The organism is Ruegeria sp. BJ3 (genome assembly GCF_056535665.1).
In genome coordinates, this window is record NZ_JBQFIT010000001.1 from 2,977,501 (window position 1) to 2,993,080 (window position 15,580).

Annotated in this window: 22 protein-coding genes and 1 tRNA gene; 12 read left to right on the forward strand and 11 right to left on the reverse strand. The window is 59.1% G+C overall.

The window, feature by feature from the left end:
* Positions 1–72: 72 nt before the first annotated feature.
* Positions 73–774 (reverse strand): HAD family hydrolase, encoded by a 702-nt coding sequence (locus ACR3EL_RS14955; RefSeq protein WP_170342015.1) that lies wholly within the window; start codon positions 772–774, stop codon positions 73–75.
* 92 nt (positions 775–866) lie between these two features.
* Between ACR3EL_RS14955 and clpS the strand changes: the two genes are divergently transcribed.
* From clpS to hemF, 4 genes are read left to right on the forward strand one after another with little or no spacing between them, the layout of a single operon-like run.
* Complete coding sequence (gene clpS / locus ACR3EL_RS14960; RefSeq protein ID WP_170342017.1) at positions 867–1,208, forward strand: ATP-dependent Clp protease adapter ClpS; 342 nt, start codon at positions 867–869, stop codon at positions 1,206–1,208.
* Between the two features lie 39 nt (positions 1,209–1,247).
* Positions 1,248–2,213, forward strand: coding sequence for a class I SAM-dependent methyltransferase (locus tag ACR3EL_RS14965; RefSeq protein ID WP_170342019.1), 966 nt, complete (start codon positions 1,248–1,250; stop codon positions 2,211–2,213).
* Between the two features lie 37 nt (positions 2,214–2,250).
* Complete coding sequence (locus ACR3EL_RS14970; protein WP_093963056.1) at positions 2,251–3,051, forward strand: SDR family NAD(P)-dependent oxidoreductase; 801 nt, start codon at positions 2,251–2,253, stop codon at positions 3,049–3,051.
* An 8-nt stretch (positions 3,052–3,059) separates the two neighbouring features.
* Positions 3,060–3,944 (forward strand): oxygen-dependent coproporphyrinogen oxidase, encoded by an 885-nt coding sequence (gene hemF / locus ACR3EL_RS14975; protein ID WP_170342021.1) that lies wholly within the window; start codon positions 3,060–3,062, stop codon positions 3,942–3,944.
* Between the two features lie 4 nt (positions 3,945–3,948).
* On the opposite strand, the gene ACR3EL_RS14980 is transcribed toward hemF, so the two are convergent.
* Complete coding sequence (locus ACR3EL_RS14980; RefSeq protein WP_170342022.1) at positions 3,949–4,359, reverse strand: hypothetical protein; 411 nt, start codon at positions 4,357–4,359, stop codon at positions 3,949–3,951.
* A 186-nt stretch (positions 4,360–4,545) separates the two neighbouring features.
* Complete coding sequence (locus ACR3EL_RS14985) at positions 4,546–4,728, reverse strand: hypothetical protein (protein ID WP_480722470.1); 183 nt, start codon at positions 4,726–4,728, stop codon at positions 4,546–4,548.
* Between the two features lie 21 nt (positions 4,729–4,749).
* Between ACR3EL_RS14985 and ACR3EL_RS14990 the strand changes: the two genes are divergently transcribed.
* Positions 4,750–5,064 (forward strand): toxin-activating lysine-acyltransferase, encoded by a 315-nt coding sequence (locus ACR3EL_RS14990; RefSeq protein ID WP_367646663.1) that lies wholly within the window; start codon positions 4,750–4,752, stop codon positions 5,062–5,064.
* A gap of 9 nt (positions 5,065–5,073) precedes the next feature.
* On the opposite strand, the gene modC is transcribed toward ACR3EL_RS14990, so the two are convergent.
* From modC to modA, 3 genes are read right to left on the reverse strand one after another with little or no spacing between them, the layout of a single operon-like run.
* Positions 5,074–6,171, reverse strand: a complete 1,098-nt coding sequence (gene modC, locus ACR3EL_RS14995) for a molybdenum ABC transporter ATP-binding protein (protein ID WP_170342024.1) — start codon at positions 6,169–6,171, stop codon at positions 5,074–5,076.
* A complete protein-coding gene (gene modB / locus ACR3EL_RS15000; protein WP_170342025.1) occupies positions 6,168–6,860 on the reverse strand; it encodes a molybdate ABC transporter permease subunit in 693 nt (230 codons plus the stop codon). Before modB ends, modC begins: the two co-directional genes overlap by 4 nt.
* A gap of 4 nt (positions 6,861–6,864) precedes the next feature.
* On the reverse strand, positions 6,865–7,641 hold the full coding sequence (gene modA, locus ACR3EL_RS15005) for a molybdate ABC transporter substrate-binding protein (RefSeq protein ID WP_170342028.1): 777 nt from the start codon (positions 7,639–7,641) through the stop codon (positions 6,865–6,867).
* 240 nt (positions 7,642–7,881) lie between these two features.
* Here modA and ACR3EL_RS15010 point away from each other — a divergent pair, with 240 nt between their 5' ends.
* The 3 genes from ACR3EL_RS15010 to ACR3EL_RS15020 all read left to right on the forward strand — a co-directional run bounded on the left by ACR3EL_RS15010 (position 7,882) and on the right by ACR3EL_RS15020 (position 10,198).
* The gene (locus ACR3EL_RS15010; protein ID WP_170342030.1) at positions 7,882–9,135 is read left to right on the forward strand and encodes an aminotransferase class V-fold PLP-dependent enzyme; all 1,254 of its coding nucleotides are present in this window, start codon (positions 7,882–7,884) and stop codon (positions 9,133–9,135) included.
* Between the two features lie 77 nt (positions 9,136–9,212).
* Positions 9,213–9,288, forward strand: a tRNA-Val gene (locus ACR3EL_RS15015).
* Between the two features lie 157 nt (positions 9,289–9,445).
* The gene (locus tag ACR3EL_RS15020; RefSeq protein ID WP_170342032.1) at positions 9,446–10,198 is read left to right on the forward strand and encodes an outer membrane protein; all 753 of its coding nucleotides are present in this window, start codon (positions 9,446–9,448) and stop codon (positions 10,196–10,198) included.
* Positions 10,199–10,424: 226 nt separating this feature from the next.
* On the opposite strand, the gene ACR3EL_RS15025 is transcribed toward ACR3EL_RS15020, so the two are convergent.
* From ACR3EL_RS15025 to ACR3EL_RS15045, 5 genes are all read right to left on the reverse strand, one after another.
* A complete protein-coding gene (locus ACR3EL_RS15025; RefSeq protein ID WP_170342034.1) occupies positions 10,425–11,435 on the reverse strand; it encodes a TniB family NTP-binding protein in 1,011 nt (336 codons plus the stop codon).
* A 20-nt stretch (positions 11,436–11,455) separates the two neighbouring features.
* Positions 11,456–12,355: a hypothetical protein gene (locus tag ACR3EL_RS15030; protein WP_170342036.1), complete on the reverse strand. Its 900-nt coding sequence runs from the start codon at positions 12,353–12,355 to the stop codon at positions 11,456–11,458.
* 175 nt (positions 12,356–12,530) lie between these two features.
* Complete coding sequence (locus ACR3EL_RS15035) at positions 12,531–12,881, reverse strand: outer membrane protein assembly factor BamD (RefSeq protein ID WP_170342038.1); 351 nt, start codon at positions 12,879–12,881, stop codon at positions 12,531–12,533.
* 86 nt (positions 12,882–12,967) lie between these two features.
* Positions 12,968–13,270, reverse strand: coding sequence for a chorismate mutase (locus tag ACR3EL_RS15040; protein ID WP_170342040.1), 303 nt, complete (start codon positions 13,268–13,270; stop codon positions 12,968–12,970).
* Between the two features lie 29 nt (positions 13,271–13,299).
* A complete protein-coding gene (locus tag ACR3EL_RS15045; RefSeq protein ID WP_170342042.1) occupies positions 13,300–13,896 on the reverse strand; it encodes a TetR/AcrR family transcriptional regulator in 597 nt (198 codons plus the stop codon).
* An 85-nt stretch (positions 13,897–13,981) separates the two neighbouring features.
* Here ACR3EL_RS15045 and ACR3EL_RS15050 point away from each other — a divergent pair, with 85 nt between their 5' ends.
* Genes ACR3EL_RS15050 through ACR3EL_RS15065 form a run of 4 tightly spaced genes read left to right on the forward strand, consistent with a single transcriptional unit; the run spans position 13,982 to position 15,532 of the window.
* The gene (locus tag ACR3EL_RS15050) at positions 13,982–14,389 is read left to right on the forward strand and encodes a hypothetical protein (RefSeq protein ID WP_170342044.1); all 408 of its coding nucleotides are present in this window, start codon (positions 13,982–13,984) and stop codon (positions 14,387–14,389) included.
* On the forward strand, positions 14,389–14,892 hold the full coding sequence (locus ACR3EL_RS15055; protein WP_093963720.1) for an anthrone oxygenase family protein: 504 nt from the start codon (positions 14,389–14,391) through the stop codon (positions 14,890–14,892). The genes ACR3EL_RS15050 and ACR3EL_RS15055 overlap by 1 nt, the downstream gene beginning before the upstream one ends.
* Positions 14,892–15,200, forward strand: a complete 309-nt coding sequence (locus ACR3EL_RS15060) for a LysE family translocator (RefSeq protein ID WP_480722153.1) — start codon at positions 14,892–14,894, stop codon at positions 15,198–15,200. The genes ACR3EL_RS15055 and ACR3EL_RS15060 overlap by 1 nt, the downstream gene beginning before the upstream one ends.
* Entirely contained in the window at positions 15,140–15,532 is a 393-nt protein-coding gene (locus ACR3EL_RS15065) for a LysE family translocator (RefSeq protein ID WP_480722155.1), read from the forward strand. The genes ACR3EL_RS15060 and ACR3EL_RS15065 overlap by 61 nt, the downstream gene beginning before the upstream one ends.
* Positions 15,533–15,580: the final 48 nt, after the last annotated feature.

Consider the following 15,580-nt stretch of genomic DNA (forward strand, 5'->3'; position numbering starts at 1 on the left):
AACGGCGAAGATGTCAAAAAGTTGGCGCGGCTTCGTCGTAAAAGTTTGAAACTGGGGCCAATCTGTCACAGGTCAGGAAATCTGCCGGACCAGATCAGGAAGATCTCCCAAATCGCGGATCTCCCGGAAACGGGGATGGCTTGTCGGGATCTCGGCCTGCTCGATCTCCCACACCAGACCGTGCGGTACGTGCACGCCCCAGCACCCCGCCTGGATCGGCGCGACCACATCCGACCGCATCGAATTGCCGACCATCATGGCACCGGCAGGTGACTGCCCCATCCGCCGAAAGACTTCGCTATAGGTGTCGGGCGTCTTTTCCGACACGATTTCGACCGCGTCGAACAGTTCACCCAATCCCGATTGGGCCAGTTTGCGCTCTTGATCAATGAGATCACCCTTGGTGATCAGAACAATGCGATGGGTGCCTGCGATTGTCTCGACCGTCTCCCGCGCGTGAGGCAACAGCTCGATCGGGTGGGACAGCATCTCCTGCCCGGCTTCGATCAGTTCGCGGATGACCCTGGCCGGGACTTTGTCTTCCGTCACCTCGATTGCGGTTTCGATCATCGACAGGACGAAACCTTTGATGCCATACCCATAGTGGCGGATGTTGCGCTTCTCGGCCGCCAACAACCGCTCCATCAGATGGTCACGGTCCGCATGATCCGCCAGTAGCGCAGCAAAATGCGCTTGGGTCAGCTGAAAGAAACGCTCGTTGTGCCACAAGGTGTCGTCAGCGTCGAAAGCGACGATGGTCAGGTTTTCATCCATTTCGAATCCGCCCGGTTGCTCTTTCCTCTGGGTGGGTCGACGTTATATAAGCCCTGAAACGACCCGAAGTGTGAATCGGAAAATCTCGCGACATGATTGAAGCCCGTTGGATGATGGCTGGCAAATCGGAAGACGATGGCGACACGTCAATCCTTGTTCAGACCAAGCCCAAGACCAAACGACCGCCCTTGTACAAGGTGCTGCTGTTGAACGACGACTACACGCCCATGGAATTCGTGGTTCATGTGCTCGAGCGGTTCTTCGGGATGTCCCATGCGCAGGCCTTCGAGATCATGTTGACCGTGCACAAGAAAGGTGTGGCCGTGGTCGGCGTATTCAGCCACGAGATTGCCGAGACCAAGGTTGGGCAGGTGATGGATTTCGCTCGTCGGCATCAACACCCGCTTCAGTGCACCATGGAGAAAGAGGAGTAGGGCCGCGACGCGCGACTCTGCCCCCTTCAACCCGCTCTGATGTCCTCTCGATTGTCTCTCGCCCTCGACTCGGGCCTGACCCTGTCGGAACCGATATCGGTCGTTGGACCGACGCCGGATCATGACCTGTCGGCGCTGCCGAACGGTGTCGAGGTTGTTCAACCTTTCAAACCGTTCCACGACCATTTCCGGGACCGCGGCTTTGCAACTGTGCCCGAAACCGACAGCGCTTGTGAAGACGTGGTTCTGTTTCTGCCCCGCGCCAAAGCACAGGCACGCGCCATGATACATCATGCGTGCAGCCGGGCCTCGGGAACGGTTGTCGTGGATGGCGCCAAGACAGATGGCGTGGACAGCTTGTTGAAGGACATTCGCAAGCGGGTCGAGATCGAGGGCCCCATCGCCAAGGCGCATGGCAAGATCTTTTGGTTCAAGGCCGACCCCGACGCATTTGCAGACTGGGCCGCGCCCGCAGGACAGATGGCGGACGGCTTCCAAACCGCGCCCGGGGTGTTTTCGGCCGACGGGGTCGATCCTGCTTCGGCACTGTTGCGCGAGACCCTTCCGTCAGGGCTTGGACCTCGGGTCGCCGATCTGGGTGCCGGATGGGGCTATTTGTCCGCCGGGCTGCTGCAGGGTGACACTGTACGCACGATTCATCTTGTCGAAGCCGACCATACTGCCCTGACATGCGCACGTATCAACGTGCCCGACCCAAGGGCACAGTTCCACTGGGCAGATGCGGTGACATGGTCTGCACCAGAACCCATGGACACCGTTGTTATGAACCCGCCATTTCATACTTCGCGCAGCGCCGATCCCGGCTTGGGGCGCGGGTTCATCACCGCCGCCGCGCGCAACCTGTCCCGCTCGGGCGACTTGTGGATGGTCGCCAACCGGCATCTCCCCTACGAAACGACTTTGACTGACGCTTTCGCGCGGGTCGAGGAAATTGCAGGCGACAACCGGTTCAAGGTATTCCACGCCTCTCGCCCTCGGCGGTGAAGCCGATTAACCTGCGCCGCGACTCAGGAGGAAACACATGTCCTTTTCCATAGCCGGCAAGACCGCCATCGTCACCGGAGGCGCCAACGGCATCGGCCTTGCCATCGGCCGTCACTTCGCCGACGCGGGCGCCAACGTGATGTTCGCCGACATGGACGAGAAACGTCTGGCCGAAGAACTGGGCGAACAGGCCGATGACAGCAACGTCCGCTACTTCGCCGGTGATCTGCGCGAAAAGCTGACGATCGCCAACCTCCTTTCGGCCACTCTGGATGCATTCGATCAGGTCGACATTCTTGTAAACGGAGCGCGACAGGTCATCTCGACGGATCCGCTGGACCTGGAAGACGACTCGGTTCGCACCCTTCTGAACCAGAACCTGATGCCAGCCCTGCGGCTGAGCCAGCTTGTGGCCAAGCGGATGATCAAACAATCCGAGGATCAGGAAGACGGGCCGAATGGTTCGATCATCAACCTGTCCTCGATCGCCGGTCAGCGCGCGCATCCAGGCCTTTTGGCCTATTCGGTTTCCAGCGCCGCGCAGGACCAGTTGACCCGGTCCCTTGCAGTGGCGCTTGCGCCTCATCGGATCCGCGTGAACTCGATTGCGTTGGGGTCGGTCATGAGCGCGTCACTGCAGGCCACCCTGAAAGACAATCGGGACTATCGGCGGGACATTGAGGATCATACCCCACTGGCCCGCATTGCCGCCCCGGCCGAGCTGGCCGAAACGGCGCAATACCTTGCCTCGGACGCGGCTGCGTTCATTACCGGGCAAGTCCTCACAATCGACGGTGGACGGACCCTTCTGGACCCGGTTGCCGCTCCCGCGCATTGAGCCTGACGATGTTTGAAACGGAAAAATCCACCGCCTCGACTTGGTTTCGCCAGTTGCGCGACGAAATCGTCGCGGCCTTCGAGGCTTTGGAAGACAGCCACCAGGTGGGGCCATTTTCCGATGCCCCCGCCGGACGGTTCGAGGTCAAGGAGACCCGACGCCAGTCCGAGGACGGCTCGGACGCGGGTGGTGGGCTGATGTCGGTCATGCGCGGCGGCCGCGTGTTCGAGAAGGTCGGTGTCAATGTCTCGACGGTCTACGGCACGCTCGGCGAAAGGGCGCAACAGGCAATGGCCGCGCGCAAGGGTATCCCCGGGATGACAGACGACCCGCGGTTCTGGGCCTCGGGCATCAGCCTTGTGGCGCATATGCAAAACCCGCACGCACCGGCCGCTCACATGAACACCCGCATGTTCTGGACCCCGCATGCTTGGTGGTTCGGCGGTGGATCAGACCTGAACCCCTGCATCGAATATGCCGAGGACACGGCCCATTTCCACGCCACGCAAAAAGCGCATCTAGACCCGCACGGGCCGGGTCACTATCCGCGGCTCAAAGAATGGGCAGACGAGTATTTCTACATTCCGCACCGCAAGCGTGCGCGTGGGGTGGGCGGCATTTTCATGGACGACTACTGCACCGGCGACTGGCAGGCGGATTTTGCGCTGACACAGGACATTGGCCGCGCTTTCCTGCCGGCCTTTCTGCCGCTGATCAAAAAGCGGCGGACCCAACCCTTTACCGAGGCAGACAAAAACACCCAGCTGGTGCACCGCGGGCTCTATGCCGAATACAATCTGGTCTATGACCGGGGCACGAAATTCGGCCTGGAAACCGGGCATGACCCCGACGCCGTGCTGATGAGCCTGCCCCCACTGGCCAAGTGGGTCTGAGACGTCAGAACCCGAAATCCATGAAGTTGTCGTAGCAGTAGTTCTGCGCGGAGGACGCTGACATGTTCTCGCCCACCCGCTTGACGGTAATTGAATAGCCGGGGCTGGTATCCACGCCTGGCGGCGGCTTCAACGAGAATTGCACAGTTCGTACACCCGGCTCGTACGCCCTCCAGATGTAGATCCGTTGCGAACCGGGGACACCCAACTGCCGAATGGCGAAATCGCCGATACCGCACCAGTAGTTGACAGGGGCTGACGACCCGATTGCCTTGACCTCATACACACCGTCTCCGACGGATCTTATCTCGGTGCGGTAGGTCGGGCGGACGCCGATGCCGAACCCGACAGCTTGTGCGGCGATCGGAGCCAACAGAGTTGCAGACAGAACCAGGGCTGAAATCAAATGCTTCATCAAAACTATCCGCCAAAAAACCGGGTTGCTCCAATCATAGGCCGCATGTCCATTGAGTAAAGCCAAACCCGGTTACCTTTGGGAACAGGCCACGCCCACAAGCCCGCTCAGCTGCGGAGGCGACAGAAAACGAATACCATTTCAAGACTTTGCCCGATATACTGCCGATGTCCCAAGGGGTTGAGGTCAGGTTTGAGCAGAAAATTTCCAAAGGACTGGTTTGATATCTCTCCCGAGAAATACGCCGACTTCGGCGCGCTCTTCTACCTTGCCGGACTGACCAAAACCCACCAGCAGCGCAGCCTCGCCTAGGTTCTGTACGCGTTCGAAACGCCTTTGCGGCTGGGGCAGTATCACATCTTTCGCCAAAACGGATTCCCGCGCGGGTTCGTGACCTTTGCCGGGCTCAGCCCTGAAGCGGAATACCGATATGCGGTGCAGGAAAAGCCGTTGATGGATACGGATTTCACCAGCGGTTCATCTTTCTGGATCGTCGACTTGGTCGCGCCTTTCGGGCAGACCAACCAGATGGTCGAGATTCTGAAACGCGAGATTCCGCACCCGAGGGTGCGCACGAACCGCATGGACAGCGACATGACCCGAAACCGCATCGTCGAATGGACCCGGGATGAGGCCGGCAAGGTCCACATGAAACTGTACCGGAAAAAAGAGTTCTCACAGCTTCTGAAAGAACAGGGTGGCTGACCCTGCCACCTAAGACTTGGCGACCCGTCCACCGACATCCTGCGGTGCCAGCGCTACGGTCTTGACGACCGCGTGGCACGGTTTGCCGGGTTGCAACGCCAGGGCCTCGACCGACCGGCGCGTCACTCGGGCCAGCAGGGTGCCGGCCGGTGTTCGGACCGAAACGATCGCCCCCGGACCTTCGCCCGCGCGCACGGTCTCGACGGTGCCCTGCAGGACGTTCAGCGCCGACAGGCCCTCGGGCTTTCGGTCCGACAGTATGACTTCCTGGGCGGGGATGCGGATCCGAAGCGCATCGCCAACCGAATGCGGGATGCGCGGCAGGAACAGTCGGACACCGTTTGCCGCCAATTCCGTCAGGCCGTCTTCGTGATGCGCGGCCACAGTGACCTCAAGCACCGCACCCACAGCCCGCACACCTGTCGGCGCAACCGAAGGATCCGCCAACACTTCGGAGGCCGGCCCCTGCCGCAGCACCTTGCCGTCCTGCAACGCTACGACCGAGGTAGCAAGGCGGGCAACTTCGGCCGCAGAATGCGTGACATAGAGGATCGGCACTGAGACCTCGTCCCTCAATCGCTCGAAATAGGGCAGGATCTCGGCCTTTCGGGCTTCGTCCAGCGCAGCGAGAGGTTCATCGGCCAGGATCAACCGCGGGCTTGCCAGCAGAGCACGGCCAATGGCGACACGCTGCTTTTCACCGCCTGACAGGTGGGCGGGGTGACGGTCCAGCAGGTGGCCGATGCCCAGCATCTCTATCACGTGATCGGGGTTTTCACGGCGCGCGTCCCGGGGAGCAAACCACCGGCCGTACGACAGGTTTTGGCGCACGGTCAGGTGCGGGAACAAGCGGCCTTCCTGGAAGATATAACCCAGCCGGCGGCGATGCGGCGGCAGCCAATGGCCTTGCTCGGTATCGAACAGCACCCAATCATCCACCGCGACCCGCCCAGCCTGGGGGCGCAGCAAACCGGCCACGGCATCCACGATGGTGGTTTTGCCAGACCCCGATCGTCCGAACAGAACCGTCACACCCCGCGGCGCCTGAAACAAGATGTCCAGGTCAATGCCCGGCAGGCGGTGTCTTATCTGCACGGACAGACTCATGTTCCGGCCACCCGGGCCGCAGCGCGACGCCCCACATATTCCGACAGAAGCAGCGCCCCCATGGCGATGACGATCGAGATGATGACCAGCCGCATCGCGGCGCTCTCGCCGCCCGGCACCTGAAGGAAAGCATAAACCGCCGACGGCAAGGTCTGGGTCTGGCCCGGAATGTTCGACACGAAGGTGATCGTGGCTCCGAACTCGCCCATCGCCTTTGCGAAGGCAAGGATTGCCCCTGCAATGATCCCCGGCAAGATCATAGGCAAAGTCACGGTGACAAAGACAAAAGGTTGCGATGCCCCAAGCGTCGCTCCCGCCTGCTCCAGTTTTGGATCAACCGCCTCGATCGACAGGCGGATTGCCCGAACCATCAGCGGAAATGCCATGATCCCGGCGGCCAGTGCGGCTCCGGTCCAGCGGAAGGCCACAACGACGCCCAGATCAGCCAGCACCCGACCAACCGGGGCTTGTACGTTGAAGGTCAGCAACAACAGATAGCCGGTCACGACCGGTGGCAGGATAAGCGGCAGATGCACCAGACCGTTCAGCACTTGTCGACCGGGAAACCTCCAGCGGGCCAGTGCGTAGGCCACGAATATACCGAGTGGCAGCGAAACGATCGTCGCCCAGAAAGAGACGCGCAGAGACAGTCGCAACGCTTCGATCTCGGCAGGGCCCAACCAACCCATGGCGCTATCCGTGCGGCAGGGTGAAACCCTGCGCCTTGAATATGCCGGTCGCCGGTTCGCTCTGCAGGTAGTCGAGGAAGACCTGCGCCTCAGGCCGTGCGGTCGCGGTCAGGGCCGCAGGATAGACGATCACCGGGTGCGTGCCTTCAGGGAAAACTCCGACCACATCCACCCGGGCCTCGGCCTGCACATCGGATCGGTAGACAACACCCATTGGTGCCGCGCCACTTGCGACAAGCGCCAACGCCGCGCGCACGTTATCGGCCTGAGCCACCTGATCCTGAACATCGTCCCACAGGCCCAGAGCAGTCAACGCGGCCTTGCCATAGCTTCCGGCGGGAACCGCATCAACGAGAGCCATCGCCAGATAGCCGCCTTTCAATTGACCGCTCAGATCGAAGTCCGGCGTAAGCGTCTGTTCGCTGGGCTGCCCTGCGCGCGCAATCAGCACCAGCCCGTTGCCCACAAGATCGACGCGCGACGCCGGGTCGATGTCTCCGTTCCGCTCAAGAACATCCATCCAGGCGGTATTGGCAGAGATAAACAGATCGGCCGGCGCGCCCAGCTGAATCTGCCGGGCCAAAACGGAAGAGGCTGCGAAGGAAACCGTAACCTGTTGACCTGTCGCGGCCTCGAATTCCGGAGCGATCTGGTCCAGCGCGGTCTTGAGACTGGCCGCCGCGAACACCAGGACCTCAGCCGCCGCAACCCGAACCGGGGCAACCAACGCGCCGCAAACGGCGGCAACCGCAACAAGACGGCGGCATGTGTCGAACTGCATCCCCGGCTCTCCTGTTCGGACGGTCGCACTGCTTTTGGCATATCGGAGGCAGCGGGCCGCAGGCAAGGTGTATTCCCGCCGGCGTGCCATGCAGAGTCCGGAATCAATTGGTCTTTCCGGCGTCGAAAGAGTAAGCCCGGAGAAAAAGGCGGCATCCCAAACCCGCAATCTGTCGCAAACGAAATTGATGTCGCGAACTCGCAAGACGAGTCTGGGCATGAACCAAACAGGACGTACACCATGCTGCACCAAACCCCGGGATTGATCGACACCGTTCGCGCGCGGTTTGCCCATGTGGACAGCTGCCCCTTTCAGGGTCCCCGCGTCTTTTTCGAAAATGCCGGCGGCGCACTGACCTTGAACTCGGTGGTCGAAACCTCGGCCCGTTTTGCGGCCATCCCGGACAATCAGGGGCGGGACAACCCCGCCAGTCACGCGTTGGTCGACATCATCAGCCGTGCCAAGGCAGATCTTGCCGTGTTTATGAATGCGCCTTCGGGGCAGTTCTTCGTGGGTGAAAGCGGAACAGAGCTGCTGTTCCGCATGATCCGCACGGCCTGCGTGAATGCGCCAAAAGGGGCAAAGGTGATCGGCAGCTCGATCGAACATCCCGCCAGCCGCAGCGCCGCGCGCCGCTGGGCGGGCCTTGCCGGATTGGACTATGTGAACGTGCCGCATAACGACGCGACAGGTTTGGTTACGGCCGCAGATTATTCGGCCCACATGACACCGGACGTCGCGGTCGCCACGATCCTGCACGCTTCGCCGGTGACGGGAATGGGAATGGACGTGGCTGAAATCTCGCGCGCGATCCGGGCGGTGTCGCGGGATTGTTTCATCATCGTCGATGGCATCCAGCACGCAGCACACGGACAGTTGGATATCGACAGCTATGAAGTCGATGGATATGCGATTTCACCCTACAAAGTGTTTTCCCGGCATGGCTACGGCATTGCCTGGATCTCCGACCGGCTGACCGCCCTGCCCCATGACCAACTGATTGACGCGCCCGCTGATGGTTGGGAATTCGGCACGCGCGATACCGGTGCCTACGCCACGATGTCCGACGTGGTTGCCTATTTCGACTGGCTGGGCGGCCAGGTGTCGGATGCCCCTGACCAACGCACCAGAATCGAGGCCGCCGGCCAGGCGATTCATGCCTATGAGACCCATCTGACCAACGCGATGATCAACGGCGTCGGCAACCTGCCCGGCCTGCGCGATATGGATCACGTCGCGATTCTGGCCGGAGAAGACAACCCCGCCCGCGAAGGACTGGTGTCGGTCGTGGTCCGCGACATGCCCTCGACCGACGTGGTCTCGCGCCTGAACGCGCAGGGCATCCGAACCCACACCCGCAAGGCCGACCATTACAGCGGGAACGTGCTGAACCCGTTGGGCTTGTCCGATTGCATCCGGATTTCGCTGTGCCACTACAACACCGAGCACGAAGTTGCGCAGCTGCTGACCGCATTGAAGGACATAAATCCCTGAGACACATGGCCACCGGCGCAGAAATTCTGAAAGACCCTCTTGCGCCGGCCCACCAGCTTGGCTAAATCCCCCCTCACGGGTGATTAGCTCAGTTGGTAGAGCGCTTCGTTTACACCGAAGATGTCGGGAGTTCGAGTCTCTCATCACCCACCATGCTAACCCATTCTACGTCTTCAGTATTTGCGCGGATGTGACCTGCCAATCTCTGGCGCGTTGCCCAACCCATGCACAAATCAAAATACCATTTTGGTTTGCCAGCAGCCTCCTTTACTGTGGGTCAAAGCCAAAACGGGCTCACCGGAGGGACATCATGAAGACGGTACGGATCGCGAAACCCCTGATGCTTGGCCTGTCGCTTGCGATTTCAGCAGCGACATCGGCACTGTCTCAGCAGTCCGACTGGTCCTATTCGGCCACGATCTACCTGTTCACCCCTGAAACCGAAGTGTCGTTGGACACACCCGCGGGAACCCTGGATAGCACGCTCAGCTTCTCTGACGCGCTGGAAAACCTCGACCTTGCTTTCATGGGCACGTTTACCGCATCGAACGGCCGCTGGTCGTTCCTTGCGGACTACAACTATACGAACCTGTCCTTCTCGAACGAGACTCCGGGACCGGCAAGCTCGGGTCTGGACACATCGTTCAAAACGCAGTTCCTGAGCGGCTATGTCGGCTACCGCGTCCACGAAACGCCGACAGCCAGCGTCGATCTGGCTGGCGGATTCAGATGGTTCAGCACGGAAACAGAGTTCAACCTGTTGCCCGGAACAGCGCCCGGCAACCAGACCTCGGTCGACAGCAGCTGGACCGATCCGGTGATCGGCGTCCGTGCCCGAGTCGCGTTTTCGGACAAATGGTCGGGAACCGGGTTCCTGGACTATGGCGGGTTCCGCAGCGGCAGCGAAACCTGGCAGGTCCTGCTGACTGCGGACTATGCGATCAACGACCGCTGGCTGCTACGCGGCGGGTACCGCTACATTTCCTTTGATCACGACATCAATGGCAATGACTTCAGCTTCCACCAATCCGGCCCGGTCATTGGCGCAACCTACCGATTCTAGGGCATTTGCCGCCCACTAGGTGACGTTCGACATCCAAAGTCCGTTCCTAAACAATATCACCCCATTGTAATAAAACGATAATATTTTCGGTGCGACATTCTCTTTTCCGGCCCCACGACACCTAGATTCTGTCTTGCGACATTTATGAACCGTTCGTTTTCTTCGATATTCTCAAGAAAAAAGCCGCTCATCCCTGAGCGGCTTGAATAGCTTTGATCTTGGCGGGTTATCTCTGCCGAGGTCTCCTGCGGGTCTGCCGTGATTCTTTGATGTGTCTGTCCATCGCAATCGTTGTATCGCTGCTTCGCCAATCATGGCTGAGGAAGGGATTAAGCGCATCATCGCAGTTCATCCTTTCGTAGTATTCCTCCGCGAAATGCTCGATACCAAGCCTTTGGCTCTCGTACTTCTTTGCAATGCCAGTCGCACCGATAAACAATTCGATCGCCATGCCAAAACGCTGTGCCGATGCATGCATCAGGATCTTGATAAACTCGCTTTCGTCCAGCAAGCCGTCATCTTCAAGTCCCGCTTTCTCCAACAGTTCCTTGATGGAGCGTTTAATTAGTGGACCGTCTTTTCCAAAGGCCATCGGAAGAACCTCGATCGGCTCGACCCGACGTAGCATTGTCCCATCCTGATTGATGATTGTTTTTGCTTCCATTGTGCCAGTAATGATTGCTGAAACTGGCCAAGCTCCTTTCTGCATGAAATTGCGGAACCTACCGGTAAAGTGCTTCATGCTATCGCTTGTCACATAGCGACCGCTGTCTTGAACCTCATCGAGATGAAGCGCTGCAATCCCTTTTTGCTGGAGCCTATCTACAACCAAACTGACGAAGTAGCCCTCATCGCGACGAGCGGAGATCGGATAGCCCAGATCGTGCAAAATCAGTTCGCAGGTCTCTCTTACAGTTGCCCGACTTGGTACCGTGACACTCCAAATCAACGACCCGTATTTCAGCCCGCCTGTGGCATCGACGACTTCCTTGAATTCGGCGGCAATGCGCCTGACCATGCGCGTCTTGCCAATTCCCGGCGGACCGATCAACGCTGCGCCGCGCAATTCGGTATACCCGCGGCTAAGCCGCTTTTCCCGTTCGACCAAAACCTTAAAAATACGATCCCTGAATTTTTTGAAGTCCTCCGTTTCGAAAAACTCGGTTTCAAAGTCGATCTTTGACCGCGCCTTGCTTCTCAGTGCGGCGAATTTTTCTGCGTCGATTGTCGATGGCATGACTATCCCTCCCCTCACATCTACCGGGAGAATTTCTTGCTGGTCCGGAAACGATCAAGACTTCCGGGCTCGTCCGGGAGAACCACCGAGTTGACCCTGTGTTCGTCTCCGATGGCATCTTCCTGCGCCAATTCTCCTTCATCATGCATGTCATCGGCGGCAATCTCGAAGTCCCCGTGGACAGGATCTTGATATTCATCCCGTCCGACGAAAGGTTCCTCATTCGAGCCCTTTCCGAAAGACAACTCGAGGCTCGCACGATCCAATTCGGTTTGGGTGTAGCCGGTCATGCCCATGTCGTTGCCACGCATAATCTTGCCGACGAGTTCCGCGCGAAGCCGCTGTGCTTCGTCACGCGCGCCACTGCGACGTTGGCCGTCCAAAGCCGCCTCGGCACGCCTCAGCTGGCGTTCTTCCTGCCACTGCCGAAGGGTCTTCCCACGCAATGAGCTGTCCAATGCAGGAACGGAAATCGTATCACCATGACCCACTACGGAGATGGCACCCATGTCCATCGGATCGACGATGATTTCCACCGTTCCATCTGGAGCGGCGACCCGATCTGCTACCCGTGTTTTGCGATCGTTCCGAATAAATTCATTGAGGTAAGTCGTACCGGCGAAGCGAATGCATTCATGCGTTACCCTTGCAGTGGTCGAGAACCCACAAGCTTCACGAAGGTCCTGCGGACCTGGGATCTGCATTGGATCATAAGCGATATCCCGGGTCAGTTCTTCCCAAGCCGTCGCAGGCGTTTTCCCATTCAGTCCCCGGTGCGGCGTGTTGTGGTATTCGGCGATAAAGATGACGAAGAGCAGGTCAAGCTCATCATCCGTGACGCACGCCTCTTCGTGTGGTCTTCGATCGTTCAGTTTCGATGGCATAAAAGCCTTGAGTTGTCCGCAAATTGTGATGGTCACTCATACGAGGCGAAGCTGCTGCTTCGAAATCGGCAACCAAATGGCATAAACGGCCGATTCTGTGGGAAAATACCTGTTCGCGAGCGCGGAACCCCGGCCCGCAGGCAAAGGTTCCTTTTGACGCATTCAATCGAAGGTCAGGCTCCTTCAAGACCCGTCGGCACCTGCCCGGGGTTTAGACTGAGAATTCAGCCCTGGTAAGGAATGGTGCCGAGGCCGCATGCTTTCTCAGTTCTTCAAGAGATGAATACAGCGGCGTTGACGGATCAATTCTCGCTTGGGCACGGCTTCTGAAGAATTTCGAATACTCTTCCACGTAGGGACGGTCCTTTCGCGGCATGTCCGCGAGATGATTGATCAGGAAATTGTCATAGTGGTGAACCGCATCTGCAAACCTTTCTTGCCGATGCCGCGCCATTGCGCGAAACAGTTCCGCCTTGGCCATGAAATATGGTTGCGCTTGGAGCCCATCCAAGCGGTCAAGAACAGCCGGGTATTCCCCAGCCTGCATTGACTTCACAGCCATGTGGAAGACCCCCGCGGCTCCGATATTCCGGATTAGTTTCAAATGGCCACCCCCACCAGTTTCGCCCTTGGTCTTTCCGAATGGCTCTATTCGCCAAGCTCCCTGATTTCGCGCCGTATCGACCATTCAATCAGCTCGGCCCAAAGCTTGCGCGCGAGGTCCGGGTCCAGACCCTTTTCGGACGCGGTTGAGCCAACTTTGTCCAGCACCTCAGCCACACGATCTGTGGTACGCGCCGGCAGACCTTCGATTTTCTTGAGGTCCACTGCCCGGTCGATATAGAGGCTTCGCGTGGCGAGCAGGTTTATGAGTTCGACGTCGATTGCGTCGATTTGCGCGCGAAGATCGGTCATGGTCTGGCAGGCCTTGGGCGCGATGAGGGTCGTCATGTTTTGAATTCCTTTGGTTTTTATTGAATTTAGCCCAGAAGTTTACAGAGGAGTTTGACGGCACGTTCAGACCGTTCTTGGCAAAAGGTTTTCGATGGACTCGGCAGGCGCCCGATGACGCGCCTGACCTGTTGATCGCCAATCAAGAGATCGAGATAGAGCGCCACAGCCTCGCCAGAGTGCTCAAAGTTGAGCACGCCCTCCTCCCGGGCGCGCAGAAACACCTGTTCCAAAAGCGGGAACACCGCCTCGCGTCCCGCCTTTGACAGCGCGGCGCCCAATTCTCCGCTACTGTCTGCCGCCGCTGCCCGGTTCAGTGCAACGGCCCTGTCTCCAGTGAGCAGGGTCAACAACTTCGGGCCAAGCGTGCGCAGGATGGACAGCGCGTCGTGATCGGTCTCCAATTCCGATGCGAGATGGTCTTTCACCTCTTCCGCGTTACGCGCGACAAGGGCCTGAAACAGGCCCTGCTTGTCGCCATACCACCTGTAAAGCGTTTCGTTCGACGCTCGCGCCTGTTTCGCAATGTCCCGCATCGATGTGCCGCCATAGCCCTTGGCCTCCAACACCTCACAGGCGGCGTCTTCGATCTGTCGTTGGCGCAGTGATCTCTTTTCTTTGCGCATTCCTGTCTCCTGCGTGTTGACATAATCCGTAACTGCAATTACGGATATTTTCAACCGTAACTTAAATTACGCTTTTGGAGGAAAAATGTCTCACCACGACCGACAGGCCATTGCAGCACTGGCCACACTGATCCTGCTGCAACTCATCATGCTTTCTGCGCTTTATGCCGGCATCCAGCCCCATCCGCCGATTACGACTCCGCTGTTTGGCATCGCCCCGTTTCTTGGCGCTTCGGTATCAATCGCGCTGTCGGCAATGATCGTGCAGCCGCTCACGAACGCTGTCGGGCGTGGCCTGAGCGTGATGGCTGCGCTGATGGCGCTGGTATCGTTCGGGCCGCAGAAGTATTTCGACGCGCAGTTCGCATTGATCTGGCCCGCCGTAGTGCTCGGGCAGTTTGCAGCCATCGTGATCTTTGTCCGCGTCCTGAATGCGTCCCGTCAAGCTGATGAAACACGCCAACGCCCGGCCGCACCTGCGGGACAGGTTTGATGGCCCGACTACTCGTGCCGATGTCGATGCTCTCCCTTTTGAACATCGGCGCTGTTTTCGGCTTCTTCTATGCTTGGGTCTGCTCGACCATGTGGGGCCTCGATGCGACCGACCCCCGAGTCGCAATCACGGCAATGCAGGCGATGAACGCCTCTGTTCGGAATCCGGTGTTCTTCCCGGCCTTCTTTCTGACACCGGTCATGCTGATGCTGACCGCGTTTGTCGCGATCCATCAGGAAAGGACGAGGTCAGCCGCTCTCTTCGCGGCAGGGGCCGCCGTGTATTTCATCGGGGCATTTCTGGTCACGGTTTTGATCAACGTGCCGATGAATGAGGCCCTTGCAACAGTGCCGGTACCGACGGACAGGGCGGACGCCGCCCAAATCTGGAAGGACTATTCCGCGCCGTGGCAGATCTGGAATACGACCCGAACCCTTGTCAGCGGACTGGCCCTGATCCTGACCGGCCTCGCAATTCATGCCCTGAAACCGGAGACGACCTGATGGAAATTTCGATTGTGACATTCGCCCTGTTGGCCTTGGTCGTCGTGATGACACCCGGACCGACGGTTTTGCTGGCCCTGTCCAACGGGTCTCGCTACGGCCTTGTGTCCGCGGGCTATGGGATCGCGGGCGCCGCACTCTCCGACGGTGTTCTGATCGCCGCGGCTGGTCTGGGGTTGGGCGCGATACTAGCCACATCCGCGGTTCTGTTCACCGTCGTGAAAATGATTGGCGTCGGCTATCTTATGTGGCTCGGCGTTCAGATGTTGCGGTCCTCGGGGGAGTTGGGATCTTTTCCGGCGCACTGAATAGACAAATCTCGGGCGTAACCGGGCGCAGACTGACACTGTTCCGCAAGAGCTTTCTGGTCGCCGTTACGAACCCCAAAGGCTACCTGTTTTTCACTGCGTTCCTGCCGCAGTTCCTTGACCCGTCCGAACCGCTTCTGGCGCAATACGCCCTGCTCGCTCTCGTCTTCATCGCGGTCGACGTGGCCACTATGGCGGCCTATGCCGGTCTTGGGGCAAAGGCGATGCAATTTCTGAGCCACCGGGGCGCGCGCTGGATCGACCGGACCTGTGGAGGGTTGCTCATCACCCTGGGTTGTGCCCTGACATTTGTGCGGCGCAGCAATGAGTGACTACTTCACGATTTCTCGCATGACCTGCAGTCATGCGCTGTTTGGCAA